The sequence below is a fragment of the Salinirubrum litoreum genome (assembly GCF_020567425.1).
Taxonomy (GTDB): Archaea; Halobacteriota; Halobacteria; order Halobacteriales; family Haloferacaceae; genus Salinirubrum; species Salinirubrum litoreum.
Genome location: NZ_JAJCVJ010000003.1, coordinates 380,788 through 405,392, shown reverse-complemented (window position 1 = coordinate 405,392; position 24,605 = coordinate 380,788). Strand labels below are relative to the sequence as shown.

22 protein-coding genes are annotated in these 24,605 nt (G+C 65.5%); 13 read left to right on the top strand and 9 right to left on the bottom strand.

Annotated elements, in window-relative coordinates:
* Positions 1–166: 166 nt before the first annotated feature.
* The 5 genes from LI337_RS17785 to LI337_RS17765 all read left to right on the top strand — a co-directional run bounded on the left by LI337_RS17785 (position 167) and on the right by LI337_RS17765 (position 5,416).
* Positions 167–940 carry an Lrp/AsnC family transcriptional regulator gene (locus LI337_RS17785; RefSeq protein WP_227231264.1) on the top strand — a complete coding sequence of 258 codons (774 nt, stop codon included), beginning with the start codon at positions 167–169 and terminating at the stop codon, positions 938–940.
* A 137-nt stretch (positions 941–1,077) separates the two neighbouring features.
* On the top strand, positions 1,078–1,257 hold the full coding sequence (locus tag LI337_RS17780; RefSeq protein ID WP_227231263.1) for a hypothetical protein: 180 nt from the start codon (positions 1,078–1,080) through the stop codon (positions 1,255–1,257).
* Positions 1,250–1,792, top strand: a complete 543-nt coding sequence (locus LI337_RS17775; protein WP_227231262.1) for a universal stress protein — start codon at positions 1,250–1,252, stop codon at positions 1,790–1,792. The genes LI337_RS17780 and LI337_RS17775 overlap by 8 nt, the downstream gene beginning before the upstream one ends.
* Positions 1,789–4,032, top strand: coding sequence for an amino acid permease (locus LI337_RS17770; RefSeq protein ID WP_227231261.1), 2,244 nt, complete (start codon positions 1,789–1,791; stop codon positions 4,030–4,032). The genes LI337_RS17775 and LI337_RS17770 overlap by 4 nt, the downstream gene beginning before the upstream one ends.
* A 151-nt stretch (positions 4,033–4,183) precedes the next feature.
* The gene (locus LI337_RS17765) at positions 4,184–5,416 is read left to right on the top strand and encodes a glycosyltransferase family 2 protein (RefSeq protein WP_227231260.1); all 1,233 of its coding nucleotides are present in this window, start codon (positions 4,184–4,186) and stop codon (positions 5,414–5,416) included.
* Between the two features lie 105 nt (positions 5,417–5,521).
* Here the strand turns inward: LI337_RS17765 and LI337_RS17760 are convergent, their stop codons facing one another.
* Positions 5,522–5,920: a DUF7970 domain-containing protein gene (locus LI337_RS17760; protein WP_227231259.1), complete on the bottom strand. Its 399-nt coding sequence runs from the start codon at positions 5,918–5,920 to the stop codon at positions 5,522–5,524.
* Positions 5,917–6,792 carry a ParA family protein gene (locus LI337_RS17755; protein ID WP_227231258.1) on the bottom strand — a complete coding sequence of 292 codons (876 nt, stop codon included), beginning with the start codon at positions 6,790–6,792 and terminating at the stop codon, positions 5,917–5,919. Before LI337_RS17755 ends, LI337_RS17760 begins: the two co-directional genes overlap by 4 nt.
* Before the next feature lie 366 nt (positions 6,793–7,158).
* On the opposite strand from LI337_RS17755, the gene LI337_RS17750 reads away from it, so the two are divergent.
* Positions 7,159–8,334 carry a dipeptidase gene (locus tag LI337_RS17750; RefSeq protein ID WP_227231257.1) on the top strand — a complete coding sequence of 392 codons (1,176 nt, stop codon included), beginning with the start codon at positions 7,159–7,161 and terminating at the stop codon, positions 8,332–8,334.
* Positions 8,335–8,341: 7 nt separating this feature from the next.
* Here LI337_RS17750 and LI337_RS17745 read toward each other — a convergent pair whose 3' ends face one another.
* Positions 8,342–10,132: a M28 family metallopeptidase gene (locus LI337_RS17745; protein WP_227231256.1), complete on the bottom strand. Its 1,791-nt coding sequence runs from the start codon at positions 10,130–10,132 to the stop codon at positions 8,342–8,344.
* Between the two features lie 236 nt (positions 10,133–10,368).
* Here LI337_RS17745 and LI337_RS17740 point away from each other — a divergent pair, with 236 nt between their 5' ends.
* The 3 genes from LI337_RS17740 to LI337_RS17730 all read left to right on the top strand — a co-directional run bounded on the left by LI337_RS17740 (position 10,369) and on the right by LI337_RS17730 (position 14,282).
* Positions 10,369–12,012, top strand: coding sequence for an ABC transporter substrate-binding protein (locus LI337_RS17740; protein ID WP_227231255.1), 1,644 nt, complete (start codon positions 10,369–10,371; stop codon positions 12,010–12,012).
* Positions 12,013–12,203: 191 nt separating this feature from the next.
* A complete protein-coding gene (locus LI337_RS17735; RefSeq protein WP_227231254.1) occupies positions 12,204–12,953 on the top strand; it encodes an aspartate/glutamate racemase family protein in 750 nt (249 codons plus the stop codon).
* A 147-nt stretch (positions 12,954–13,100) separates the two neighbouring features.
* A complete protein-coding gene (locus LI337_RS17730; RefSeq protein WP_227231253.1) occupies positions 13,101–14,282 on the top strand; it encodes an amidohydrolase family protein in 1,182 nt (393 codons plus the stop codon).
* A 7-nt stretch (positions 14,283–14,289) separates the two neighbouring features.
* Here LI337_RS17730 and LI337_RS17725 read toward each other — a convergent pair whose 3' ends face one another.
* The 6 genes from LI337_RS17725 to LI337_RS17700 all read right to left on the bottom strand — a co-directional run bounded on the left by LI337_RS17725 (position 14,290) and on the right by LI337_RS17700 (position 20,233).
* Positions 14,290–15,330 carry an ABC transporter ATP-binding protein gene (locus LI337_RS17725; RefSeq protein ID WP_227231252.1) on the bottom strand — a complete coding sequence of 347 codons (1,041 nt, stop codon included), beginning with the start codon at positions 15,328–15,330 and terminating at the stop codon, positions 14,290–14,292.
* The gene (locus LI337_RS17720) at positions 15,327–16,391 is read right to left on the bottom strand and encodes an ABC transporter ATP-binding protein (protein WP_227231251.1); all 1,065 of its coding nucleotides are present in this window, start codon (positions 16,389–16,391) and stop codon (positions 15,327–15,329) included. The genes LI337_RS17725 and LI337_RS17720 overlap by 4 nt, the downstream gene beginning before the upstream one ends.
* Positions 16,391–17,275: an ABC transporter permease gene (locus LI337_RS17715; RefSeq protein WP_227231250.1), complete on the bottom strand. Its 885-nt coding sequence runs from the start codon at positions 17,273–17,275 to the stop codon at positions 16,391–16,393. Before LI337_RS17715 ends, LI337_RS17720 begins: the two co-directional genes overlap by 1 nt.
* A gap of 2 nt (positions 17,276–17,277) precedes the next feature.
* The gene (locus LI337_RS17710; RefSeq protein WP_227231249.1) at positions 17,278–18,234 is read right to left on the bottom strand and encodes an ABC transporter permease; all 957 of its coding nucleotides are present in this window, start codon (positions 18,232–18,234) and stop codon (positions 17,278–17,280) included.
* 136 nt (positions 18,235–18,370) lie between these two features.
* Positions 18,371–19,102: an aspartate/glutamate racemase family protein gene (locus LI337_RS17705; protein WP_227231248.1), complete on the bottom strand. Its 732-nt coding sequence runs from the start codon at positions 19,100–19,102 to the stop codon at positions 18,371–18,373.
* 45 nt (positions 19,103–19,147) lie between these two features.
* Entirely contained in the window at positions 19,148–20,233 is a 1,086-nt protein-coding gene (locus LI337_RS17700; RefSeq protein WP_227231247.1) for a mandelate racemase/muconate lactonizing enzyme family protein, read from the bottom strand.
* A gap of 216 nt (positions 20,234–20,449) precedes the next feature.
* Between LI337_RS17700 and LI337_RS17695 the strand changes: the two genes are divergently transcribed.
* The 4 genes from LI337_RS17695 to LI337_RS17680 all read left to right on the top strand — a co-directional run bounded on the left by LI337_RS17695 (position 20,450) and on the right by LI337_RS17680 (position 24,446).
* Positions 20,450–21,484 (top strand): zinc-binding dehydrogenase, encoded by a 1,035-nt coding sequence (locus LI337_RS17695; RefSeq protein WP_227231246.1) that lies wholly within the window; start codon positions 20,450–20,452, stop codon positions 21,482–21,484.
* Between the two features lie 403 nt (positions 21,485–21,887).
* Positions 21,888–22,652, top strand: coding sequence for an IclR family transcriptional regulator (locus LI337_RS17690; protein WP_227231245.1), 765 nt, complete (start codon positions 21,888–21,890; stop codon positions 22,650–22,652).
* Between the two features lie 484 nt (positions 22,653–23,136).
* Entirely contained in the window at positions 23,137–23,769 is a 633-nt protein-coding gene (gene rdfA / locus LI337_RS17685) for a rod-determining factor RdfA (RefSeq protein WP_227231244.1), read from the top strand.
* 347 nt (positions 23,770–24,116) lie between these two features.
* Positions 24,117–24,446: a hypothetical protein gene (locus LI337_RS17680; RefSeq protein ID WP_227231243.1), complete on the top strand. Its 330-nt coding sequence runs from the start codon at positions 24,117–24,119 to the stop codon at positions 24,444–24,446.
* Positions 24,447–24,605: the final 159 nt, after the last annotated feature.

Genomic DNA, 24,605 nt, shown 5'->3' with positions numbered 1-24,605 from the left:
GAGCGGTTCAGCGCTGGCGAAGCTGTGATCGAGTGCGGGAGGGCGGTCCTCGTCGCCCGTCCTCGACGCTCAGCACTTATTTGGCCGTCGACACCGTCCGGTCGGATATGCCTGGACGACCTGACCGAGCAGACTGGCGGCGACCCCGCCGGCGGGGCGGGTGGCGATGACGCCGACCGACGACGGCTACCGACTCGACGACCTCGACCGGCGGATCATCTACGCGCTCATGGACGACGCACGGGCGACGGCGGCGTCCATCGCCGCCGACGCCAGCGTCTCGGGGGCGACGGTCCGCAACCGGATCGAGAAACTCGAAGCCCGCGGGATCATCACCGGCTACCGCGCGCACGTGGACTTCGAGATCGCCGGCGGCAAACTGCGGAACCTCTACCTCTGTAACGTCCCGGTTCCCGAACGCGAGGCGCTCGCTCACGAGGCCCGCGCGATTCCGGGCGTCATCAACGTGCGGTCGCTGATGACCGGCCGGCGGAACCTGCACATCCTCGCCGTCGGGGAGAACACGAAGGACCTCCAGCGGGTCTCCCGGAGCCTCTCGAAACTCGGCATCGAGATCGAAGACGAGGATCTCCTCGAGGACGAACTGTTCGACCCCTACGCGCCGTTCGACCCCGACGACAGTCCGCGCGCCCCCGCGCTGAACGACTTCATCGACCTCACGGGTAACGCGAAGATACTCACGGTCAACGTCGCCGCAGACGCCCCGATCGCGGGTCGGTCGCTCGAAGACGCGAACCGCACCGGCATCCTCGACGAGGACACCCTCGTCATCTCGATCGAACGCGACGACGACGAACTGCTCCCACACGGCGACACCGTCGTCCGCCCCGACGACATCGTGACGCTCCTCTCGCGTCACGAGTCCGACGCACGCGCCTTCGAGGCCTTCAGACCACCGTCTGAACTGGAGGGTCAGTGACGAGAACCGGGGGCGACCCGTGGACGAGTCCGTGGCCCGACACAGTATTTCGTCTTCACAAATAATAAGGGCTAATTTTCTCGGTATCCCAAATCAAAGCGGAGTAGTTATAGCTTCTCGAAACAAAGGCGGTCGACATGGTCACTCCCGAAGACCGCGAACGGCCGACCGAGACCGGTGGAACGACCGGTCTCGCCGACAGCAGAGACGGTCTCGACGGAATCGAAGACGGCGACGGTCCTCTGAAGCGCCAGCCAGTCGGTACTCGACTGGCGACGCCCGAGGCGACCGCGTCGACACTCGCCGGAGGTGGCTGATCAGATGGTGTTGCTCCGGCACAGCTTCGTCCCCGTGGCGAACGAGCGTGACGCGACGGAGACGGCTCTCGCCCTCGCGCCACACCTCGATCAGATCGAACGGGTGACGCTGGGGCACGTGATCGAGACGCGGCCCGGCGCGATCAACAAGGCACCGACCGACAAACTGCGCGCCGACGCCGAGCGATTTCTCGCCGCACTGGCGGCGGACATCGACGACCGGGTGACGGTCGAGACCCGGATCGTCTTCGGCGACGACGTCGCCCAGCGCATCCTCGACACGGCAGTCGACGTGGGCGCGACTGCCATCGTCTTCCGCTCACGCGAGCGCGGTCGACTCGTCCGACTCCTCTCGGGTGAGACGGCCACGGGCCTGGTGAAGAATCCGACCGTCCCGGTCGTCTCCCTGGCGGACCACACCGGGAGTGTCGATCACGGCCCGGAGACGCCCGGATCGTCCGTGAGAGACACCACGACATCCGAGGAGTCCGCCGCGAGTGACACGGAGCGGGCGGACAGCGGGGGCCGCCGATGAGCGACGAGGAACTCGCCAAGGACCTCGGACTCCTCTCGGCGCTCACCATCGGCATCGGGACGATGATCGGTGCGGGTATCTTCGTCCTGCCGGGCGTCGCGGCCAGCACGGCCGGCCCAATCGTCGTCGTGTCGTTCGTCGTCGGCGGACTGATCGCCATGGTGAACGCGCTGTCGGTCTCCGAACTCGGGACGGCGATGCCGAAAGCCGGCGGCGGCTACTACTACGTCAACCGGGCGCTCGGGCCGTTGTTCGGCTCCATCGCCGGTCTCGGCGACTGGATGGGACTGGCGTTCGCCTCCGCGTTCTACAGCATCGGCTTCGGTCAGTACCTCACGACGCTGCTGCCCGTCCCGAGCGTGCTGTTCCTCTCGGAGATCCAGGTCGGTGCGCTGGTCGCCGGGGCCGTCTTCGTCGGCGTCAACTACGTCGGTGCGAAGGAGACCGGCGGCGTCCAGACGGTGATCGTGACGATCCTGCTCGCCATCCTCGCGCTCTTCGCCGTGCAGGGGTGGCTCTCGTTCGACCTCGCCACCCTCCTGAGTGAGGGCGGTGTCGCCCCGTTCGGCTACGGGGCGGTCCTGCCGGGGACGGCGCTGATCTTCGTCTCCTTCCTCGGCTACGCGAAGATCGCCACGGTCGCCGAGGAACTGAAGAACCCCGGTCGGAACCTCCCGCTGGCGATCATCGGCAGTGTCGCCATCGTCACCGTGGTGTACGGCATCCTCGTCAGCATCATGCTCGGCGTCGTCCCGTGGCCAGATCTCAGCCAGACCGCCCCGCTGACGCAGGCGACCGAGATCGCCTTCGGCGGCGGGCTGGGTGCGATCGCCGTCACGGTCGTCACGCTCGGCGCACTGCTGGCGACGGCCTCCAGTGCGAACGCCTCGATCCTCGCGTCGGCGCGGATCAACTTCGCGATGGGCCGTGACAAGATCGTCACCAACTGGCTCAACGAGATCCACCCCGACCACGCGACGCCGTACCGATCGATCGTCCTCACCGGCGCGATGATCGTCGTGTTCATCGCCCTCCTGGGCCAGGACATCGAGGTGCTGGCGAAGGCGGCGAGCGTGCTCCACCTCGTGGTCTACGCGCTGATGAACGTCGCGCTGGTGGTCTTCCGGGAGACCGACCCCGACTACGACCCGGCGTTCCGCGTGCCGCTGTACCCGATCACCCCCGCGCTCGGCTTCGTGCTCTCGCTCGGCTTGCTCGGGTTCGTCGGTGGGCGGGAACTCGCGCTGTCGGCCGTGTTCATCGTCGTGGCCGTGGTGTGGTACTTCCTGTACGCCCGCTCCCGGACCGAAGAACAGGGGCTGCTCGGCCGGTTCATCCTGGACCGTGGCGAGACGCTCCCCTCGCCGGTCGTCGACGCGGCCGCGACGGTCGCACCGAACGGCTCCGGTAGGCCCGCCGACCGCCCGACCACGATGGTCGCGGTCTCGAACCCACGGACGGAACACTCGCTGGTCACGCTCGCCGGAGCGCTGGCCCAGCACGACGACGGGCGACTGCTCGCGACACACGTGATCCAGGTGCCCGATCAGACCTCGCTGCTCGCCGCCTCAGAGCAACGCGACCGCATCTCCGCGACCTCCGAACAACTGATGGCCGACGCACGGGCCGACGCCGAGGCGTTCGACGTCCCCGTCGAGACGCGGACGGTCCTCTCACACCAGGGACTCCACGAAGTGTTCGACATCGCCCGCGCTGCGGGGGTCGACCGACTGATCATGGGCCACAGGGGGACGCGCCTCGCCGGCGGGAGAGTCGAGGGCGCACTCGACGAACTGACCCGCGATCTGCCGTGTGACGTGCTCGTCCTGGACGAACGCGGCTTCGACCCGAGTTCGATCCTGCTCCCGACAGCCGGGGGCTACTCGTCGGATCTCTCGGCGGAGGTCGCGGTCGCACTCCGGGACACCCTCGACGCGCAGGTCGCGGTCCTGCACGTCGCCGCCGACGAGGCCACGGGCCGGGCGTTCGTCGACGAGTGGGCCGACGAGCACGGCCTGGCCGACGCCGACCTGCTGGTCGAGACCGGCGACGTGGAGACGGCCATCGGCGAGGCGGCGACCGGCCGGACGCTGGTCATCGTCGGTGCGACCGAGCGCGGCCTGCTCTCTCGGATCGTCGGCCGGTCGCTGACGCTGTCGGTACTGGAGGAGTTGGATACGACGGTGCTGTTGGCCGAACGGCCGCACACCCGGTCGATCCGAGAACGGCTGTTCGGGTGAGCGTCGGTCTGCGTTCCCCGGATCACAGCCTGCGACTCGGTCGAGTGCCCGGGTGAGGACTACTCCACCACGGTTCGCCGGCGTGCGAACTAAACATACAGTTACGTCCCAAGTAGCTACGCTTATTTACGTCAGTCCCACGACTGTAGACGTGTTCGACGGTTCCGGAGGGCAGACGCTCGTCGCCGTACTGCTGTGGGTCGCGCTGGCCGTCTACGGCTTCTCGTCGCTGTGGTGGCTCGCCGAGACGTTCCTGTTCTCGTACGACTGGAGGCCCGACGACACCGAGGCGTGGGGACTCGACGCGATACAGGTGCGAGTCCTCACGGTCGACGCCGAGGCGGTCGTCCAGCAGACGGTGAACGCACTCCCCGACGGTATCGCGGACGTGCGGGTGATCGCCGAACGCGACATCGACGTCGCGGACGCCGAGGTCCACGTCGTCCCCGCGGAGTTCGAGTGTGAAGCGACGAACAAGGGCCGGGCGGTCGAGTGGGCACGCCGGCACGTCCCCTGTGACCGGGAGTACGTCCTGTATCTCGACGAGGACACCATCGTCACCGACCTCACGGGGCTGCCGGACGCCGACTTCGTCCAGTTCACCGAGAAACCCATCTACACCGGGTCGCGGCTCACCTACCTCTGTGAGGTGTTCCGGACCGGCTACCAGTTCGAGCAACTCGGCTTCCACCGCCTGCGCTACCCCCTGTACGCCTGGGGCGGTGGGTTCGCCATCCGCCGGTCGATCGAACAGGAACTCGGCTGGAACGTGGCGACGATCACCGAGGACACGAACCTGATCTGGCGGGCCGCGGACGCCTTCGACCTGGAGTACCAACTCGTCGACAGCCGGTTCCGAAACCAGGCCCCGCCGTCGCTGAAGTCGATGCTGAAACAGCGCCGGCGCTGGATGTCCGGCACCATCGCGGACGACGACCTCCTCCCGGTGCGGTACCGCCCACTGTACCTCACGCGGGTCGTCGCGTGGGCCTTCTCGCCGTTCGTCCCGGTACTCGTGCTCGTCTCGTACCTCCTGCCCGGCACGGCACCGGGTATCGAACTGTACGGCCTGCTCTCGACGGGGCTGCTGGCGATGCTGTTCGTCTTCATGCTCTTCGGCGTCGTCGCCTACCGGAAGCACCCGCTCCTCTGGCCGGTGTTCCTCGTCCTGACGCCACTCGCAGTGGTTCTGCACGCCGCCGGCGCGGCGTGGGGGGTCGTCAGCCCCGTCACGGACTTCGAGGTCACGGAGAAGGTGACCGCCGCGGAGATCGAACGCGTCAACGCCGGCCTCGACGAGGGCGACCTCGCCGCCCACGAGGGGACCGGGCGACTGGTCCGGGAGTCGAACGACGCGTACGACACGCACGTCTTCGACGACTGAGTGCGGCCACGTCGACACGGAGAGACGACGAGACCGAGACAGCACCCGACCGGGCCGGTTCGTGTCTCCGTTCGGCCGCCGGTTCGTGAGAAAACAGCGCCTCGCTCAGTCGTCGAACGTCATCCCGTAGCCCCACTCTTCTAACTGACTCTCGACCTCGTCTAGGTGTTGTAGCCCGACCAACACGACCGCTTCCCGCAGATCGGTGAGCGAGACGTCGTCGTCGACCCGCGCTTCGAGTTCCCGCTGTGCGTCTCGTTCCCCTCGCTTGGTCTCCTCTTGCAGGAACAGCGGCACCCGACTGCGCCCGTCCTGGACCCCGTCACGGCGGAACTTGTACGGAATCCGTAGCTGCTGACGATCCGAATCCTGTTCACTCGTCGCCGCCTCGGTCTCGGATTCCGACGCTGTCTGTTCTTCTTGCTCCTCGGCCTCGCTCGCGCTCTCTGCCGAGTCGTCGTCGGCGAAGGGGTTCTCGCCTGCGCCCTGTTTCATGCCCGTCATGCCGAGAGCACCCCGTGGTCGAGATCACCCGGTTCCGGTGGGTTCGGTGCCTCTATCCCGACTGCGGCTTCGAGATGCCGGGCGATCCGATCGAACTGTGCGAGCGTCTCGACCTCGTAGTCGCGTGTCCGATCACGGAACTCCCGCACGTATCGGAACGCCGAACACTGCTGCATCCAGCAGCCTTCCATCAGCGATGCTCGCTCGCCGATCACCTCAGGAATGTCGTACTCGATCTCGCCGAGGATCGTCTGCTGGTCGCGCGTGTTCTTGAATCCGATCGGGACCGCTGCGAGCACACCGACGTCTACCTCCAGTTGCTCTTCTAACCCGGCGACGAGCGCTTCTAACCCTTCGACCGCCGCCCGACCCTTCGCGCTCGGTTCGACCGGGATCACGAGCGAGCGCGTCGCGTGGATGGCGTTGTAGAGGTGCGGTCCCTCCGTCGCGGGCGGGTCACAGATCAACACGTCGTACTCGTCCGGCACGCCCGCTTCACGGAGGACACGCAGTAACTGCGCGTGCACGCCGAACGCCTCGCCCATCGCTTCTGCCTGGTCTTTCTCCCGCTGGAGGTACTCGCCCACGTCCGAGAGCATGTTGTGTTCCGGCACGACGTCGACGCCTTCGACGGTCCGGACGAGGTCCCCGAAGTCGCCTTTCGGTCGTCGGATCATGTGCCGGACGAGGTTGTCGACCGGTTCCGTCCGGTCCTCGTCGACGCCGAACAGTCGAGAGAGGTCGCCGTCCTGCGGGTCGAGTGGAACGACGAGCGGTTTCAACCCCGCTCGGGCGTGGGCCACCGCCAGATTCGCCGCGGTCGTGGTCTTCCCCACACCGCCGGCCTCGCTGTAGGTCGAGTACGCCAACATAGCCGAACCGTGTGGGACCAGCGTATTGAAGCTTCGTCAGACACTGCCACGAACACCACTCTCTGCATCTCACGATTACGTGTGTTCGTTAGGTGTGTTCAGTGTGTTCACAAACGAACGTACGTAGTGAACACAAACAATGAACACAGCTACTGAACATCAATGCGGGTACACGCAGGAGGGACTCGTCCCGGGCCGTCGTCGTCACAGAGCGGGTCCCCGGCCCCTGACCACGATCCTCGATTCACGACCACTCTCTCGCGTGTGAGCCGACCCGCGATCGAGTGCCTCCGAGAGCGTGTCTACGCTGAAAAGAGTGCAGGACCAAGGTCAAAGTATATTACGTCACGTGTTCCCTGTTGGCACATGGGTTCGGACAAGCAGTATGACGGCTACCAGTCGTACGAGTACCTCACAGCGGACGAAGACTACGTCAGCGTCGAACTGGCGGACATGTTCTCCGGGTACGACGCCCACGAGATAGCGCTCTCGGACGACGAGGAGGCACGGCTCGAGTCGCTCGTTGCAGACGACGTCGTGATCTCCCTCCACGATCACCCGTTCTACTTCCCCGAAGACGTTCACGAAGACCTCTGGACGTACGTCCGCGAAGGGCGAGTCCACACCGCCTACGAGTTCCTCGCACAGACCCCACTCGATGCGGCGTTCGATATGCATCTCGACGGACTGTCGGGGATCCACTCGAAACACGGCTGGAAGTGGGACGACATCGTCCACGACGTCTCGATGCGCGCGTGCGACATCGCCCACTCCGACTACGCGATGCGGTGTCGCGACGTCGACGACATCCACCGCGCACACGACGAGGGGAAGATCGCGATCGTTCCGGCACTGGAGTCGGCGGCGATGATCGAGAACGAACTCGACCGGATCGAACTCCTCTACGGAATGGGTGTCCGCTGTATGGGGATCACGTACAACGCGTCCAACTCACTCGGGACGGGACAGGGCGACATCTACGAACGCGACGGCGGCCTCACCGCCTTCGGCGTCGACGCGGTCCACCGGATGAACGCGGTCGGCATGGCCGTCTCGACCAGCCACTCCAGTCCGCAGACGACCCTCGACGTGTGTGACGTCACCGAACGGCCGATCTTCGACACCCACGCACTCGCCCAGACCGGCGGGATGGGCCAACGCGGGTCCTCGGACGAGGAGCTCCGTGCCATCGCGGACACCGGCGGCGTCATCGGAATCCTCTCGTCGACCCACTTACCGGACATCGAGACCTACATGGAGCACTTCGAGTACGTCGTCGACCTCGTGGGCATCGATCACGTCGCGTTCGGGCCGGACGTGCTCTACGGCGACCACACGTCGCTGCTGGAGGTGCTGGCGGAGTTCCACGGCGTCGAACTGCCGGAGAGCACGATGCAGAACCCCTACGTGAAGGGACTCGAGAACCCGACGGAGGCGTGGAACAACATCCCTCGCTGGTTGGTGCAGAACGGCTACTCCGACGAGGAGATCAGCAAGGTGCTCGGCGGCAACGTCCTCCGCGTCCTCGACGAAGTCTGGTAGACCGGGGTCAGGCCGTCGGGAGACTTTCGAGCGCTCGTTCGAGTTCGTAGACGACGCTGTTCTGTTCGCGCTGTAACTGACGCGTCAAGAAGCGACGTTCGTCCGCGTCGAGCGCTCCGGTGTCGAACTGTTCGGCCGGCGCGTAGCGTGGCACGGGCTGTCTGGACACTGCGGGGTCCTGCTCGAACCGCCCCGCTCTGACGAGGTTCAACCGGGTGAGCACCCGCGAGAGGTCCGTGATGGTCCGATTGGCGACGGTGGGCGGGACGTCGCCGGCGGACACGGCGGTCTCGAACTCGTCGATCTTCGTCCCGAGGCGATCGAGCGCCTGCAGCGTCGGCGAGAAGTCCACGTGTTCTCCGGCGGCGTCGTCGTACCGCCGTACTGTCGAGTGAATCTTCGCGGCGTTGCGTGCGTGATCGAACGGGAGGACGTCGGCGGTGAGGACCCGCAGGAGACTCACGGCGTACACGCAGATGTCGCGGACGAGTTCCTCGCGGCCCGCCTTGTCGAGGGTGTCCGTCGAGAGGTGCCACGCGTCGGAGTTGCCCCCGCACCCGCCGACCGTGTGGTAGCCTCGCTGGTCGCGAACTGCCGCGGGGATGTTCGAGGACAGCATGAAGAAGCCCGTGATCCCCAGGTTGTCGAACGAGTAGTCGCCCGCCCGAAACGGGAACCGCTCCTGTGCGGGAGCGCCGGTCACGTCGTCGATGGCGTCCGTCACGAGGTCGTGCGCCTCCGGCGTCCAGCAGGACATGTCCGTGTACTCCGTCGCGTCCTTCGTTCCCGGACTGTCCATGTTCACGTGAGCCACACAGTTGCGGGCCAGATCGAGCCCGAACGTGTCGGCGTACCACGTCGAGCCCGCGTACCGGCCCGTCGAGTGACCGGGCCACCAGGCGATCCGGAGCCCCCGCCGTAACTCGTCGGCGTGGCCGTCGAGTACCCGCGCCAGTTCGAGCAGCCCTGCGTCTCCGGTCGCGTTGTCGGTGATCCCCACGTCCCAGGAGTCGTAGTGGGCGTGGAGGAGAACGAACTCGTCGGTGTCTGCGTCCGGCGGTTCGATCTCGGCGACGACCAGCGGACACGCGAACCAGTCGGTCGTCAGGTCCGTCGAGACCTCGACCGTCACCCCGTCGTCCGACTCGGCCCACTCGCGCAACTGGGCCCCGTCCGGCTTTGTGACGTGGACGATGGGGATGTCCGGGATGAGGTGCTGTTCGCCGAGTTCCGGGACCCCGCCCCAGATCGGGGTCGCGATGCCGTTGTGCGGTTCCCGTTCGTGCTGGTGGATGGCGACGACTGCCTCGGCACCTTTGTCTTCGAGCGTCCGGGTCGCCCGGATCGACAGGCTCCCGGCCGCCGTCAGCGCGACCGTGCCGGCGAGGTCACCGACGTCGGCGTACGGTTCCGACTGCGTCTCGTCGGGATCGGGATCGTCGAGGAAACTCGGGCCGGCCGAGCCGACGTACTCCACCGGTCCGGTGACGGTCGCGTCGGCCGCGAACGAGACGGTCTTGACGAAACTCGCCTCGAAGTCGCGGTCCACGCCGCTGACCGACGCGGCGTGTGGCTGGCTGATGTACAGTTCGGGATCGTATCGGTCGTACTCGACGCCGAATGCCTCCAACCGGTCGACGATGTACTCGGCGGCGACCACCTCGTCGTCGCTTCCGGAGACGCGCTCGAGGTCGGCGAACCGCTCTAAGAGCGCCCACGGCTCCTCGTCGTCGACCGCCTCGACGACACGCCGTTCCAGTTCCGACAGTGCGGACTCGTTGGCAATCCGGTGAGTCATGCCGTACTGGACCCGAATTGACTATAAGACCGTTGTGTAACCGGCAGGAGACGGTACACTCCGGAAGGGGACTGACCGGGGCTTCATCACAGAGATGCAAGGAGGAAGCCCACGACTTCAGTCGTGGGTAACTGACAGAGAACAAGACACCTTGGTATGGTATCTCACCACAGGATTTATATCTCCCCGTTACCCCCGTCGTGGTAGTCATGTCCGATAAGCCGATGGAGAAGACAATGGTAAACCTCTCAGACGTGTCACGCCGGGATCTGGTCAAGACACTCGGCCCCGCGGCGGCCGCGATGGGGTTGGCAGGGTGCCTCGGGGGGAACGGCGACGGCGACGGTGAAACCGACGGCGACGGCGACGGTGACACCACCTCGACGACGACGCAGTCCTCACAGATCCAGAGCGGCGGCACGTTGAACGCCGGGATGAAGGTGGGCATCGAGACGATGGACGGCCGCTCCGTGACCGGCCTGCAGTCGTTCCAGGTCTTCTACAACATCTACTCGAAGTTGATGCGCTGGCGGCGCGACGGCGACGAACTCGTCCTGGTGGGTGATCTGGCGACGGAGTGGGAGTGGGAAGACGACACGACGCTCGTCGTCTCGCTGAACGAGGACGCCGTGTTCCACAACGGGGAACCGGTGACCGCGAGCGACGTCGCGTACACGTTCGACACGCTGTACGATCAGCCGCAGTACACCGCCTCCTTGCTGTTCGCTCAGGACGTCACGGTGTCCGCCCGCGACGAATACACCGTGGAGTTCGACACCGGCGACCAACCGTTCGCCTCGTTGGAGTCGACACTCGGGTTCATCGTCGGGATCATCAACGAGGAAGCCGACATGAACGGCGACATGTCGCAGAACCCGGTCGGCTCCGGGCCGTTCGTGTTCGAGGAGTGGGTCGACGGCGACCACGTCTACGTGAACAAGTTCGAGGACTACTGGAAGGAAGACGAGGAGGGCACTCAGCTTCCGTATCTGGACCGGATCGAGTTCACGATCTACCCGGACGTCAACACGAAACTCACCACGCTGGAACAGGACCAACTGGACTGGATCGACCTCGTCCCCCGCCGGGAGGTCGAGCGCATCCGCAACCACGAGACGCTCGTCACGCAGGACAGCGGCCAGGGCGCGTTCATGGGGATCATCCAGTTCAACACGACCGCACCGCCGTTCAGCGACCCGAACGTCCGGAAGGCCGTGCTCCACGCGATGGACTGGGACACGGTGCTGGACGTCGCGTTCCACGGGGTCGCGAGTCGGGCCGACAACTTCCCGATCCCGCCACAGACCGGGTGGGACCCGGACATCGAAGATCCGTATCAGGGCCAGGATCTGGACCGGGCCGAGGAACTGCTCGCCGAAGCCGAGGTCGACCACACCGTCGAGTTCACCAACTTCGTCACCCGGGGTGACAACATTCGGATCACGATGCAGGAACTGCTCCAGGAGATGCTCAACCAGAACCTGGGGATGAACTTCAACATCCAGATCGCCGACGGGAGCGTCGTCTTCGAAGAGCAGAGCAACAACAACTTCGGCTTCACCGTCTCCGGGTTCAACGGGATGTTCGACCCCGATCAGATGTTCAGCGTGAACCTGATCGACGGGGCGTTCTTCAACTACGGCGGCTACGTCAACGACGAGATCCAGACGCTGATCCCGCAGGCCCGCCAGACGACCGACAGAGCCCAGCGGGAAGAACTGTACCGCCAGATCGCAGAGCAGTACATCGCGGACGCCGGGAAGTACTACCCGTACTGGGATCACGCCGTCCAGGCGATGCACCCGCGCGTCAGGAACTACCAGCCCCTCCTCGACCAGGAGTGGTGGTTCGAGCAGGTCTGGCTCGACCAGAGTATGTAGTCCCGGCCGACCCCCTGCTTCCGTTTCTGTCGTCCTCGCGCCGCCGACGTCTCGCTCGCGTCCACTCCGTTCTGCAGTCGGCTCTGTCGTCGTCCCGCGTCGCTCGCGGTCCGGCCGGTCCGGGCGTCGACGCGCCCCCTGCTGGACCCGCCATCCGTGGGTTTATGCTGGTGTGTGAGGTTGTCACACGTATGCCTTCGATAGCATACCTTGTGCCGGGCGTCGGCTTGGACGACGACGAACTCGACCGCAGAGAGGCGATCGCCAACGAACTCGTGACGGACGACGTCCGCGTCGTCGAGGCCGGCGAGGGACCGCTCTCGATCGAGAGTACGGTCGAAGAGGAGTGGAGCACTATCGGCGTGATGAAGAGTGTCGCCGAGTACGAAGACGAGGTCGACGCGTTCGTCATCGGCTGTTTCGGCGACCCCGGACTGGCTGCGGCCCGTGAGCTGACAGACACGCCCGTCGTCGGGCCCGCCGCGGCGTCGTTCTACACGGCGGTCCAACTCGCCGATCGCTTCTCCTGTCTCACCATCCTCGAGTCGACGAAACCGTTCACACGGCGGCTCGTCCACGAGTACGGACTGGGCGACCGACTGGCGAGCGTCCCGGTCGTGGAGGCGCCGGTCCTGGACATCGACCACTCCTCGGACGCGATCGTCACGGACATGATCGACGCAGGGCGAGACGCGGTGACGGACGACGGAGCGGAGGCACTCGTTCCCGGCTGTATGAGCCTCTCGTTCATGCAGGTACACGACGAGATCGCGGACGCCGTGGGCGTGCCGTTCGTCGACCCGGTGACCGCCAGCCTCGAGACCGCGAGCACGTGGGCCCGACACGGGATGACCCACAGTCGGGAGGCGTACCCGAGTGCCGACCGGAGCAAACTCGACGGACTACTGGGATCGAACCCCCTCACGGCCGACGACGACTGATGGGCAGCCGACGCGACGGCGTCCAGACCACAGCCGAGACGAGCATCTCGTCGAACACAGGCGTCCTCCGGCCGGTCCGTCCGGGTCGCCTGCCTGCGACCTCGACGGACGGAGGGACCACCAACGGACGGACCACCCACCACCGACATGAACGACACAGACACCGAGACGGCACCTGAACTGCGAGCGGTACGAACGACGGGCATCTACGACCCCGAGACCCGCGACTACGGCAAGACCGTGGTCGTGTTCGAGGGGAGTCGCGTGCGTGAGCTTCGAGACGACGTCCCGAACGACGTCCCCCTCGTCGCCGACCACGACGGCGTGGCGATCCCCGGCCTCGTCGACGCACACTCCCACGCCACGATCCGCCCGTGGGAGGGCGATCAGATCGGCCAACTCGGCGCCCACCGAACCACGGCGACGGTCAAGGCCGTGAACAACCTCCGCACCGATCTCGAGGCGGGAACGACGACGATGCGACTGATGGCCGAGGAAGGCTACCTCGACGTCAGACTCGCCGAGGCCGAACGGGCCGGCGAGATCGAGAGCCCTCGGCTCCTCCCGAGCGGGATCCACCTCACGCCGACCGACGGACACGGGATGGTCCACAGCGCGACCGACGGCGTCGAGGAGATCCGACGGCGCATCCGGGAGAACATGCGGGAAGGAGCGACGCACACCAAGTACTTCGCCACGGGCGGGATCTCCTCCGATACGGGATCGCCGGGACAGTCCCAGTACTCCCGCGAGGAGGTACAGACGATCGTCGACGAGACACACCGACACGAGAAACACGTCGCGACCCACGCCCACGGGGGGGCCGGGGCACGGATGGCTATCGAGGAGGGCGTCGACACGATCGAGCACGCGAACCTCTTCGGTGACGAGGAGATCGACATGCTCGACGGGTCAGACCAGTACGTCGTGGGCAACTTCGCGATCGGGTCGCACCCCCGTGGCATCGAAGCGGGTGACGCCGACAACCCCGCGATCATGGCGAAGCTCCGGGAGTCGAGAACGAAGAGCGCGGCGGCCTGGAAGCAGATCCTGGCGACCGACGTGAACATCGCAATCGGCACCGACAGCATGCACGGGTACATGTACTACGAGGCCGGCAAGATCGTCGAACTCGGCGCGACGCCCCAGCGGGCCTTGAACGCCGCGACGCTCGACGCGGCGCGCGCGATAGATCGCGAGGACGAGGTCGGGAGTGTCGCCCCAGGCAAGCGCGGGGACCTCGTGTTGCTCGACGGCGATCCGACCGCCGACATCGGTGTGCTCGAAGCTCCAGTCGGGGTGTTCAAAGACGGCGTGCGGGTCGCCTGATCGTCGCTCAGTCGTCCGCGTTGCCCCGCTCTTCTGCCGGTACTTTCCCGTCGCCGTCGAACGCGCTCACGTCCTCCCAGTGATGGCAGGCCGCCTCCCGCCCCTCGAACACCGGTTCTAGCGGCGGGTCGTCGGTCTGACACTCCTCGGTGGCATACTCACAGCGCGGGTGGAAGGGACACCCGCTCGGCGGGTCGATCGGCGACGGGATCTCCCCCGTCAGTCGCTGGCCGCGCCGGCGGACGTGTGGATTCGCCTGCGGGACGGAGGCCAGCAGTCCCTCCGTGTACGGGTGTGCCGGCCCCTCGAACAGGGCGGCGGTCTCGCCCTGTTCGACGATCTCTCCGAGGTACATCACGGCGACCCGGTCGCTGAGGTGTTTGACCACGCCGAGGTCGTGTGAGATGAACAGGTACGACAGCTCTCGTTCGCGCTGGAGTCGCATGAGCAGGTTCAGAATCCGGGCCTGAACGGACACGTCCAGCGCGGAGACGGGTTCGTCGAGGATGATGAACTCGGGATCGACAGACAGCGCGGTCGCGATCGAGACACGCTGTAACTGGCCGCCGCTCAGTTCGTGTGGATACCGGTCGGCGAAGTCAGGATCGAGGTTGACGGTCTCCAGCAGGTCGGCAACCCGGTCACGGCGTTGGGCTTTCGAGAGATCCGTGTGTATCTTCAGCGGTTCGGCGATGGTCGACCCGACCCGGTAGCGCGGATCCAGACTGGAGTACGGGTCCTGGAACACCATCTGGACGGACTGCCGGTACGCTCGCAGGCGCTCGTCGGACAACTCGTGGACGTCGTCGCCGCGATACCGAACCGATCCGGCCGTGGGCCGGTGGATGCGGGTGACGACGTTCCCGACCGTCGACTTCCCGGCACCGCTCTCGCCGACGAGTGCGAGCGTCTCGCCGCGCCCCACCTCGAAGGAGACGTCACGGACCGCAGTGAGCGTCCGAGTGTTCCCCAGCAGGCGCGAGACCACGCCGCTGTTCATCGTGAACTGTTTCGTGAGTCCGTCGACCGCCAGTATCGGGTCGGTCACAGCCGATCACTCCCTTCGGGGCGCTCCAGCCGGCCGTCCGGGTGCTCGTCGTCACCCGCCGCCGAGCCCTCGTACTCGGGGTTCTCGGCCGGATCGTACAGGTAACAGCGGACCGCCGAGCCGTCCTCCTGGTACACTCGGGGGATGTCACCGGTCTCGCAGGCGTCGCTACACACCTTCGTACACCGCGGGTGGTAGCGACAGCCGGACGGCGGCTCCCGGAGGTCCGGGGGCGTTCCCTTTATGACGGTCAACTCCGCTTTCATCTCGTGGGTCTCCGGGATGGAGCGGAGTAGATCCTCGGTGTACGGGTGCTTCGGGTCGTCGTAGACGACGTCGACGGGGCTGACTTCCACCAGGTTGCCGGCGTACATCACCCCGACCCGATCACAGACCTCCGCGACGACGCCGAGGTCGTGGGTGATCAGGACGACCGAGGTGTCGTGGTTGTCGTTGATGTCTTCGAGGAGATCGAGGATCTGCGCCTGGATGGAGACGTCCAGCCCGGTGGTCGGTTCGTCGGCGATCAGGAGCCCCGGATCACACGACAGCGCGATCGCGATGACCACGCGCTGACGCATCCCGCCCGAGAACTGGTGTGGGTAGTCGTCGAGTCGGTCCTCGGGGCTGGGGATCCCGACGTCTGCGAGCGACTGGATCGCCCGTCTGCGAGCCTCCCGTTTCGAGACGTCGAGGTGCTGGCGGATCGTCTCTATCAACTGCCGGCCGATCGTGTACACCGGGTCCAGACTGGTGTTCGGGTCCTGGAACACCATGCTGATCTCTCTGCCCCGGATCTCTCTGGCGAGTTCGCTCTCGGACATGGCCGCGAGGTCCCGATCGCCGTACCAGATTTCGCCGCCCGTGATCTCGCCGTTGTCGTCGAGCAGTCGGAGAATCGTGCTCGCGAGCGTGCTCTTGCCACACCCGGACTCACCGACGACGCCGAAGATCTCGTCGTCGTAGACGTCGAACGACACCCGGTCCACGGCCTTCACCTCGTCGTGTTTCGTCGTGTACGTCACTTCGAGATCACGGACACTGAGACGTGGGCTCGACATCAGCGGTTCACCTGCTTCGGGTCGAAGGTGTCACGGAGTCCGTCGCCGATCGTGTTGAAGCCGATCACCGGGAGCATGATCGCCAGACCGGGGAAGATGCTGTACCACCAGGCGGTCGCGAGGTAGTCCTTCCCCTCCGTGAGCATCCGGCCGAGCGACGGATCGGGGGGCTGGACACCGACGCCGAGGAACGACAGCGTGGCCGTCGTCAGGATCCCGAAGGCGAACTGCAGTGTGATGGTGACGATGAGCGGCCCGACGGCGTTGGGGAGGATGTGCCGGAAGACGATACGGGGCTGGCTCGCGCCGCGAACTTCCAGGCTCTTGACGAACTGTTCTTCCCGGAGTGAGACGGCTTCACTCCTGGCGACGCGGGCGAAGATCGGCGTGTACGCGACCCCGAGTACCAGTAACACGCCCCACTTCGACGGGCCGAGCGCCGAGATCAACGCCAGCGCGAGGATGAGCGACGGGAAGGCCATCAACACGTCCACCGCGCGCATGATTGACTGATCGGTCCAGCCGCCACGGTACCCCGCCGTCAGGCCGATCGACGTCCCGAGGACGAACGCCATCATCACCCCGCCGAGCGTGATCGTCATCACGGTCTGGTAGCCGTACAGCACCCGGGAGAAGATGTCACGGCCCAGATCGTCGGTGCCGAACAGGTGGTCCGCAGACGGCCCTTCCAGGATCGCGTCGTAGTTCTGCGTCCGTGGTTCGTACGGTGCGATCTGCGGTGCGAACAGGGTGATCACCCCGACAGAGAGGATGAGGAACAGTCCGAACACTGCGAGTTTGTTCTCGAGGAAGCTCTCGGTGAACCGACGGAGCTGTGATTCGCCGCGATCGGTCGTCTGCTGTGTTTCGGTCTCAGTTGCCATCGTCAGGCCTCCTCCTCCATGATGCGCGGGTCGAGATACGAGATTATTAGATCGGTGCCGAGGTTGACCGCCGAGAACCACAGTGCGAGCAGGAGCACCGAGCCCTGGACGAGCGGGTAGTCCCGCTGGAGGACCGCCTGCAGCACCGTCCGCCCGAGTCCGGGGATCGCGAAGATCTGTTCGACGACGACTGCACCCGACAGCATGTAGCCGAACTGCAGGCCGATGACCGTGATCACGGGGATGAAGCTGTTCTTCAGCGCGTGACCGAACAGGATCGACCGGGACCGGAGTCCCTTCGCCTTCAGGAACCGGATGTACTCTTCGCCCATCGTCTCGATCATCGACGACCGCATCATCCGCATCGCCACCGCGACCGCCACCAGCGTCATCGTCAGCGTCGGGAGCGCCATGTGCCGGAGGTTCTCCACGAGGTCTTCCGTCGGCGCGACGTAGCCGCTGACCGGGAACCAACTCAGGCCGACCGCGAAGACGGCGATGAACACGACCCCGGAGAAGAACGTCGGCACGCTCACGCCCGTGATCCCGACGCCCATGCTGAAGTAGTCGACCGCACTGTTCTTGTTCAGTGCGGCGACGATGCCGAGCGGGATGCTCAGACACAGCGAGGCCACCAGCGTGAGCAGCACCAGTTCGAGACTCACGAAGAAGCGCTCGGCCAGTATCGGTGCCACGGCCCCGTTGAACGAGTAGGACTGTCCCAGATCGCCGACGAGGACGCCGGTGAACCAGTCGACGTACTGGACCGGGAGCGGCTCGTGTAACCCCAACTCACGTTCGATCTCCTGTACTCGTTCCTCGGTCGCCCGGACACCGAGCATCGCGACCGCCGGACTCCCCGGGACGAGGTGGACGAGATAGAACACGAAGATCGACACGCCGAACAGCGTGGGGACGAACAGCAAGAGGCGCTTGAGGACGTATTCGTACCATTCCATGTTAGCTCCCTACAGGGATTCGTGCTTAAGCATTGTGATGCTATCGATTACCACACCCGTGTACTGTCGAGACAGCTCCGTCTCGATCGGCGTCACCCTGTACCCGGGGACCGTCGCGTCTCCGAACAGCTCTGTATCACCCGGAGAAGAGCGCGTCGAGCTTCGAGCGGTCCGGGGTCGGGTACGTGGCGAGACTCTGTGTGACGTTCCAGTGTGCCCACATCGACGCCGTCCCGAGGCCGATCCGGACGGGATCGAGAAACGGCACGCCGAGTGCTGCGGCGATCTCGTCGTGAACCTGCATGAACGAGAGGCTCATACAGCCGGGAATCAGCGCTTCCGCCCCGTCTTCCGCGACCGCCTCCCGCCCCGTCGTGATCATGTCCTGGACCAGTGAGTCCGAGGAGTGATCGATGTCGAGAACCGGCGCTTCCACCACCCTGACGGACGCGAGGCGGTCGTCGAGGTGCGCCTCGTGGACCTGCCGGTGGACCATCGGTTCGGTCGAGTCGAGGATCGTCAACACGCTGAACCGATCGGCCACCTGCGCGGCGGTGTGGAACGTCGCCGTCGCCGACCCGACAACCGGTTTCCGCGTCATCTCCCGGACCGCAGGGAGTCCCGGTTCGCCGAAGCAGCCGACGAAGAACGCGTCGAACTCGTCTTCGTGCGCCTCGACCGACCGCACGAGTTCGGCCGCCGCCCACTGTTCTTCGACCGTGGATTCGACCGACTGGGGTGCGGCGCTCGGCCTGACCAGCCGGACGGTATCTCCGTCCGGAACGAGTTCGTTCGCGACACGTTCCCGTCGTTCGATCTCCTCGTCGGGATGTCCGACACTGGAAAGCAGGTACGCGATCTCTGCCATGCGTAGAGTGAGCAACTCGATTATAAATATCTACGCCAGCGCGCGTCACTCGAACAGGCTGTCGTCGAGCGACACGCCGATCCCGGGACCGTCGGGGACGGGCGTCTCCGGGCCGACCACGAGCGGGTCGTCCGTCGGATCGTCGGCGAGCAATGTCGGGTCGAGTTCACACGCCGCGGGGATCGCGGGGATCACGGCGGCGAGGTGGAGGATCGCAGTCGCCTCCAGGGAGGTTCCGAAGGCGCTGACGGCGGTCGCGTTCAGCCGGTACCGGTCGGCGATGCGCGCCATGTCCGCCATCGTGCGGAGCGACCCCGTCTTGGCGAGTTTGAGGTGACACCCCCGTGCGAGTCCCTCGCGTCCGATCCGTTCGACGTCGCCGGGCGCGTGAACGAACTCGTCGGCGTAGACCGGGATGCCGGTGTCCTCCCAGAGCTTCTGGAGGTCCTCGGGGCGGTCGGGCGCGACGGGCTGTTCGAAGTACTCGATCTTCGCGGTGTCGGCGATGGCCGTGATCGCCCGTTTCGCCCTGGGGTACGTCTCCCACCCGGTGTTCGCGTCGACGCGAGCGGTCGCGTCCGCCGGGAGCTGATCGAGCACCGCGTCGATGCGGGCGACGTCCGGCGGGATATCGCCCGTCGCCTTGATCTTGAATCGACGGTAGCCCGCGTCGACGCCGGACTCGGCCACCTCACGAGCGCGCTCCGGCGAGAGCCCTGGAACCGGGTACACGCAGGGAACCGTCTCCCGGTGTCTGACACCGAGGAGTTCCCAGAGGGGCACGCCGGCGCGCTTGCTCTGTAGATCGAGGAGCGCGAGTTCGACTGCGGCCTTCCCGCCGGCGTTGTGGGGGAAGTCGCTCCCGAAGGTAGCGAGTTCCCGAGTGGCGTCCTCGACAGTCGACCCCTCGATGCGTGGGACGAGCCAGTCGTCGAGAAACGCGACCATGCTCCGTGTCGTCTCGCCGGTGAACCACGGGAGCGCCGTTCCCTCCCCGTCCCCCGTGGTCCCGTCGTCCGTGTGAAGACGGACGAACACGTGGTCGGTCGTGCGGTGGTCCTCGTAACTCACCGGGAAGTCGTCCGCGAGGGGAATGTCGCGACCGACGACGGCCACGTCTGTTATCTCCATCGTGTTCCCTCCGCGATTCCAGTGGGTCCTCGCCGCCGATGTACGGACTCCATGACCTCCTCTCCACCGGCGAACGACTAAAGCGTATGTACGCAGGTGACTGCTGGGCCCGCCGGATATCGACGAGCTGTGAGTTCGGTCTGCCGCTGTCGCCGCGAACCCGGTGAATGTTGCCGCCCCCCGCGAGACTATGCTCGCTTCCGGGGAGGCCGGGGTATGCGTGCCGCGCAGGTAACTCAGCTCGGGAGCCCGGAGGAGGCGATCTCGGTGGTGGACGTGGAGACGCCGGAGCCAGGACCGGGAGAGGTCAGACTTCGCGTCGAGGCCTGTGCCCTGAACCGGTTGGACGTGTTCGCTCGACTCGGTCACCCCGACGAGGCCGACATCTTCCCAAAGCGAACCGGCGGTGACGTCGCTGGCACCGTGGACGCCGTCGGCGACGACGTGACAGACTGGGCCCCCGGCGAGAGCGCCGTGGTCTATCCGATCGTCTCCTGTGGCGACTGCGAGTACTGTCTGTCGGGCGAGCAGACGATGTGTGCGAGCTACGAGATCATCGGTGAAGACCGCCCCGGCGGACTCGCCGAGTTCGTCGTCGTCCCCGCCGAGACGCTCGACCCGCTTCCCGGAGATCTCGACTTCGTGACGGCCGCCGCATACCCCGTGGCCTTCACCACGGCGTGGCGGATGATCGTCACGGCGGGTGGGCTCCGGCCGGCCGAGTCGGCACTCGTTCTCGGGGCCTCCGGCGGCGTCGGAAACGCCGCCGCTCGAATCGCCGCGTTCCTCGGTGCGACCGTCTACGCGACGACCTCCACCGCCGAGAAGGCCGAGGCGCTCTCGGAGATCGCAGACGAGGTGATCGACTACACGGCCGTCCCGTTCGACGAGGCCGTCGCCGACCTGACGGACGCCCGTGGCGTCGATCTGGTCGCCGACCACGTCGGGCAAGAGACCTGGCAGACGAGTATCGACAGTCTCGCCACCGGGGGTCGGATGGTGATCTGCGGCGCGACGTCCGGCGCGACCCCCGATCTCGACATCCGGTCGGTGTACCAACACCACCGGCAGATTCTCGGCGCACCGATGGGCAACCGCACGGAGTTCCGGACGGTCGGCCGACTGGTCGGTGCTGGCGACCTGGAACCGTGCGTCGATCGCGTGCTGCCGCTGGAACGAGTCTTCGAGGGACACCGTGTCCTTGAGACCCGCGACGTCGTCGGGAAGGTCGTGATCCGGCCGGGTCAGTGAGCCGACCTCGGCTCGACATCCGAAGAGCCCGGCCGTCGGCGTCTGCATCCGATCTCGGGCGGTAGTCCACCGGAGATCGTCTCTCGCTGGTCCGACAGCCAGGAACGCGTGTGCCGACCACTACGAGCACGTTGCCTGCCGGTCCCACCTCGGGGCTCGGACTGGCTCGGCGGCGAGACGTGGTAGTTCTCACACTCGCCCGGACGGAATATTGTGACACGCGGTACCACACGATATTCGACCAGGACGAACAGATCGAAATCCTGTTCGTCGAGACCGAATTAGGTTTGATCTGCCTTGTGTACCGAATATCGCCCTCGAGAGTGCGGTGTAAGCCATATTTGGAGGTGATACGGCGTTCGACAGGGTAAAACACTTGTGCACGTCCCGTCATCGTACTCACATGGGAAGCGAAAACGGGGCACCACGACGGATCAAATCCGACGTCACGCTACTGCGGATACTGCAGTCGCTCCAGCGGTCGGGCGGTCAGACGATCACCGAACTCGCGGACGAACTCTCGCTCGCCAAGAGTACGGTACACGCGCACGTGCACACGCTGGCGGAGGAGGGGTACCTGATCGAGACCGAGAACGGCTTCGAACTGGGGTTACGGATGCTGGATCTGGGCGGGACCGTCCAGGACCGGTACCTCCCCGAGTTGATCCGCCAGAAGGTGGACACACTGGCTATCGAGACCGAAGAGCGGGCGCAGTTCGTGGTCGAACAGGACGGGGTCGGCGTTCACCTCTACTGTTCGTACGGCCAGAACGCGGTTCAGACGAACGTCTGGATCGGACGCCACTTCCCGCTCCACATCTCGGCCGCCGGCAAGGCGATCCTCGCGTACCTTCCCGAAGAACGGCGTGAATCCATTCTCCAGGGCGAGCACGTCGCGTTCACCGAACACACGATCACCGACACCGCGGAGATCAGAGCCGAACTCGAAGAGATCCGGACAAACGAGTACGCGATCAATCGGCAGGAGAGCACGCGCGGCCTCCGGGCCGTGGGCGTCCCGATCATCGACAGCGACGACGAGATCCTCGGAGCCATCAGTATCGCGGGCCCGACACATCGCATCAAGGGAGACGTGCTCCACGAGGAGATCCCCGACCTCATTCTCGGTGTCGCGAACGAGATCGAGCTGAAGCTGGCGTTTCAGTGACGCACCGGGCGGCCACGTTCGCACCCCGTCTCCCTCACCGCTCCGACACCCTGTCAGCGTGGCCCGACACGGTGCTCGGACGGTAGTCTGTCGACGACGACCCGCGTCGGTAGCCGAACGTTCGACGATATCGAACAGCGCGGGAGGATCGGCCCGCCCGGGTTCGAGCGACCGATGGAGACACCTGGTTCGACGTATCCTCGAATCTGTTCGTAGAGCACGCTCACGGCCATCCTGGGTCACACTGTCGGCGTCCCCGGTAGTGGGAGACCGATCCCACCTGTTGTCCGAGAGGTCACCGATCTCTCTTAGAATAACAAAACTAACGCTGTTATTCGAACCTCGCGCACGTCATTCGACCACGACAGAACGACGGACTCCTCTCCGAGAGGACGATCCACATCTCACTGCCCGCGTCGCGTAGGCCGCCCGACGCGGAGACTCACCGGGAGTTTGAATACGACACGTCGACACGCAGGAGTCGATGACCGATCCGACCGAGACCGACGAGTCGAGGACTGTCGGGGAGACGAAAGTCGAACGACTGCTCGCCAAGTACGAACTCGACGGACTCGGGGCGGAACTCGAGGCACGCTGGACGGGCCCCCCTGGCGAGCGAGAGAGCCTCCGCACCCTCGCTACCGCATTCAACAGGCGGCTCCTGGAAGCGGCGATGCGCGACGCACAACTCAATCCGCTCGCAGGAGAGGTCGAGAACCTCTACCGACAACTGACGAGCGACGAGGTGAGTCGGGGCGTGCAGACGGAAGTCGAGACGAGGCTGGCACACCGGGGCGTCGACGTCGAGACACTCGACTCGGAGTTCGTGACGTACCAGGCGATCCGGTCGTATCTCAAAGACGTTCGTGGTGCGACCTACGAGACGAGTCCGAGCGATACGTACGAACAGGGACAACGACAATTGGAGCGGCTGATCGGCAGAACGACCGCCGTCGTCGAGCAGAAACTCGAACAGTTCGTCGGGGCCGGTCGACTCACGCTCGGGTCGTTCCACGTCCAGACAGCCGTGACCGTGTACTGTGAGGACTGCGAGCGTCAGTACGACCTCTCGGCGGTGCTGGCTGCTGGCGGCTGTGACTGTACGGGTGGCGAGTGAGGTGGCATCGTCAGAAGTGACTCGAGGGCGAACACGCCTCGTTACTCCGGGCGATCACGTCGGGACTCGGCAGTGTCGGTCGGCGCTCGAGAGAGACGCAGACGAGCGCAGCGTGCCGGACTCGAACGCACGCCTTCACGATAGTCGATCGTCGGTACCGTAGTCGATCGTCGATACCGTAGTCGATCATCGGTACCGGCTTCGAGTTTGAATCGTCCGGAGTTCAGCGCCAAATCTGGCTGGAACGTCCATACGTCCGGCCGTGAAGGCGACCTTGAGCAGAGTCTACCGAACCGGTAGCTGCATTCGAGCAAACTAAGTGCTACGAGACAGAATACGGTCGTAGAATGGTCGAAAACGATCACGAATCCGGAGAAGACGTCCGTGTCTCGGTCGAACTGTCGGGATCGTACGACAGCGTCATCGACAAACTCTCGGCAGACGGATCGGCGACCCGCGTTCCGGACTCCGTCCTCGGAGACGTTCACCGGGTGATCGAGACGGTCGCACGAATCGATGGCGGAACCCGGAGCAGGATCGCCGACAGCCTCCCAGCAGAGATGAGTGTCGAGTACGACTCAGAACGGGTCGTCGAGTTGTTACACGTACTGGAGACGTACGAGTTGGTCGAACTGGAGGGTAACACGTGGAAGCCCGGACCGAAGATGCAGAAGTGACCGCCTCCCCGCGCTGAACGGCGGAGCGTTCTCCTCGACGTTCCGTACCCGGCAGATCACGGCCGAGCCTGCTCGAACGGGTCGACAGAGCAGTGTCGGCTTCGACGACCGAGGGCGACCCTGTCGACACGGGAGAGACGACAAGACTGATACACTGCC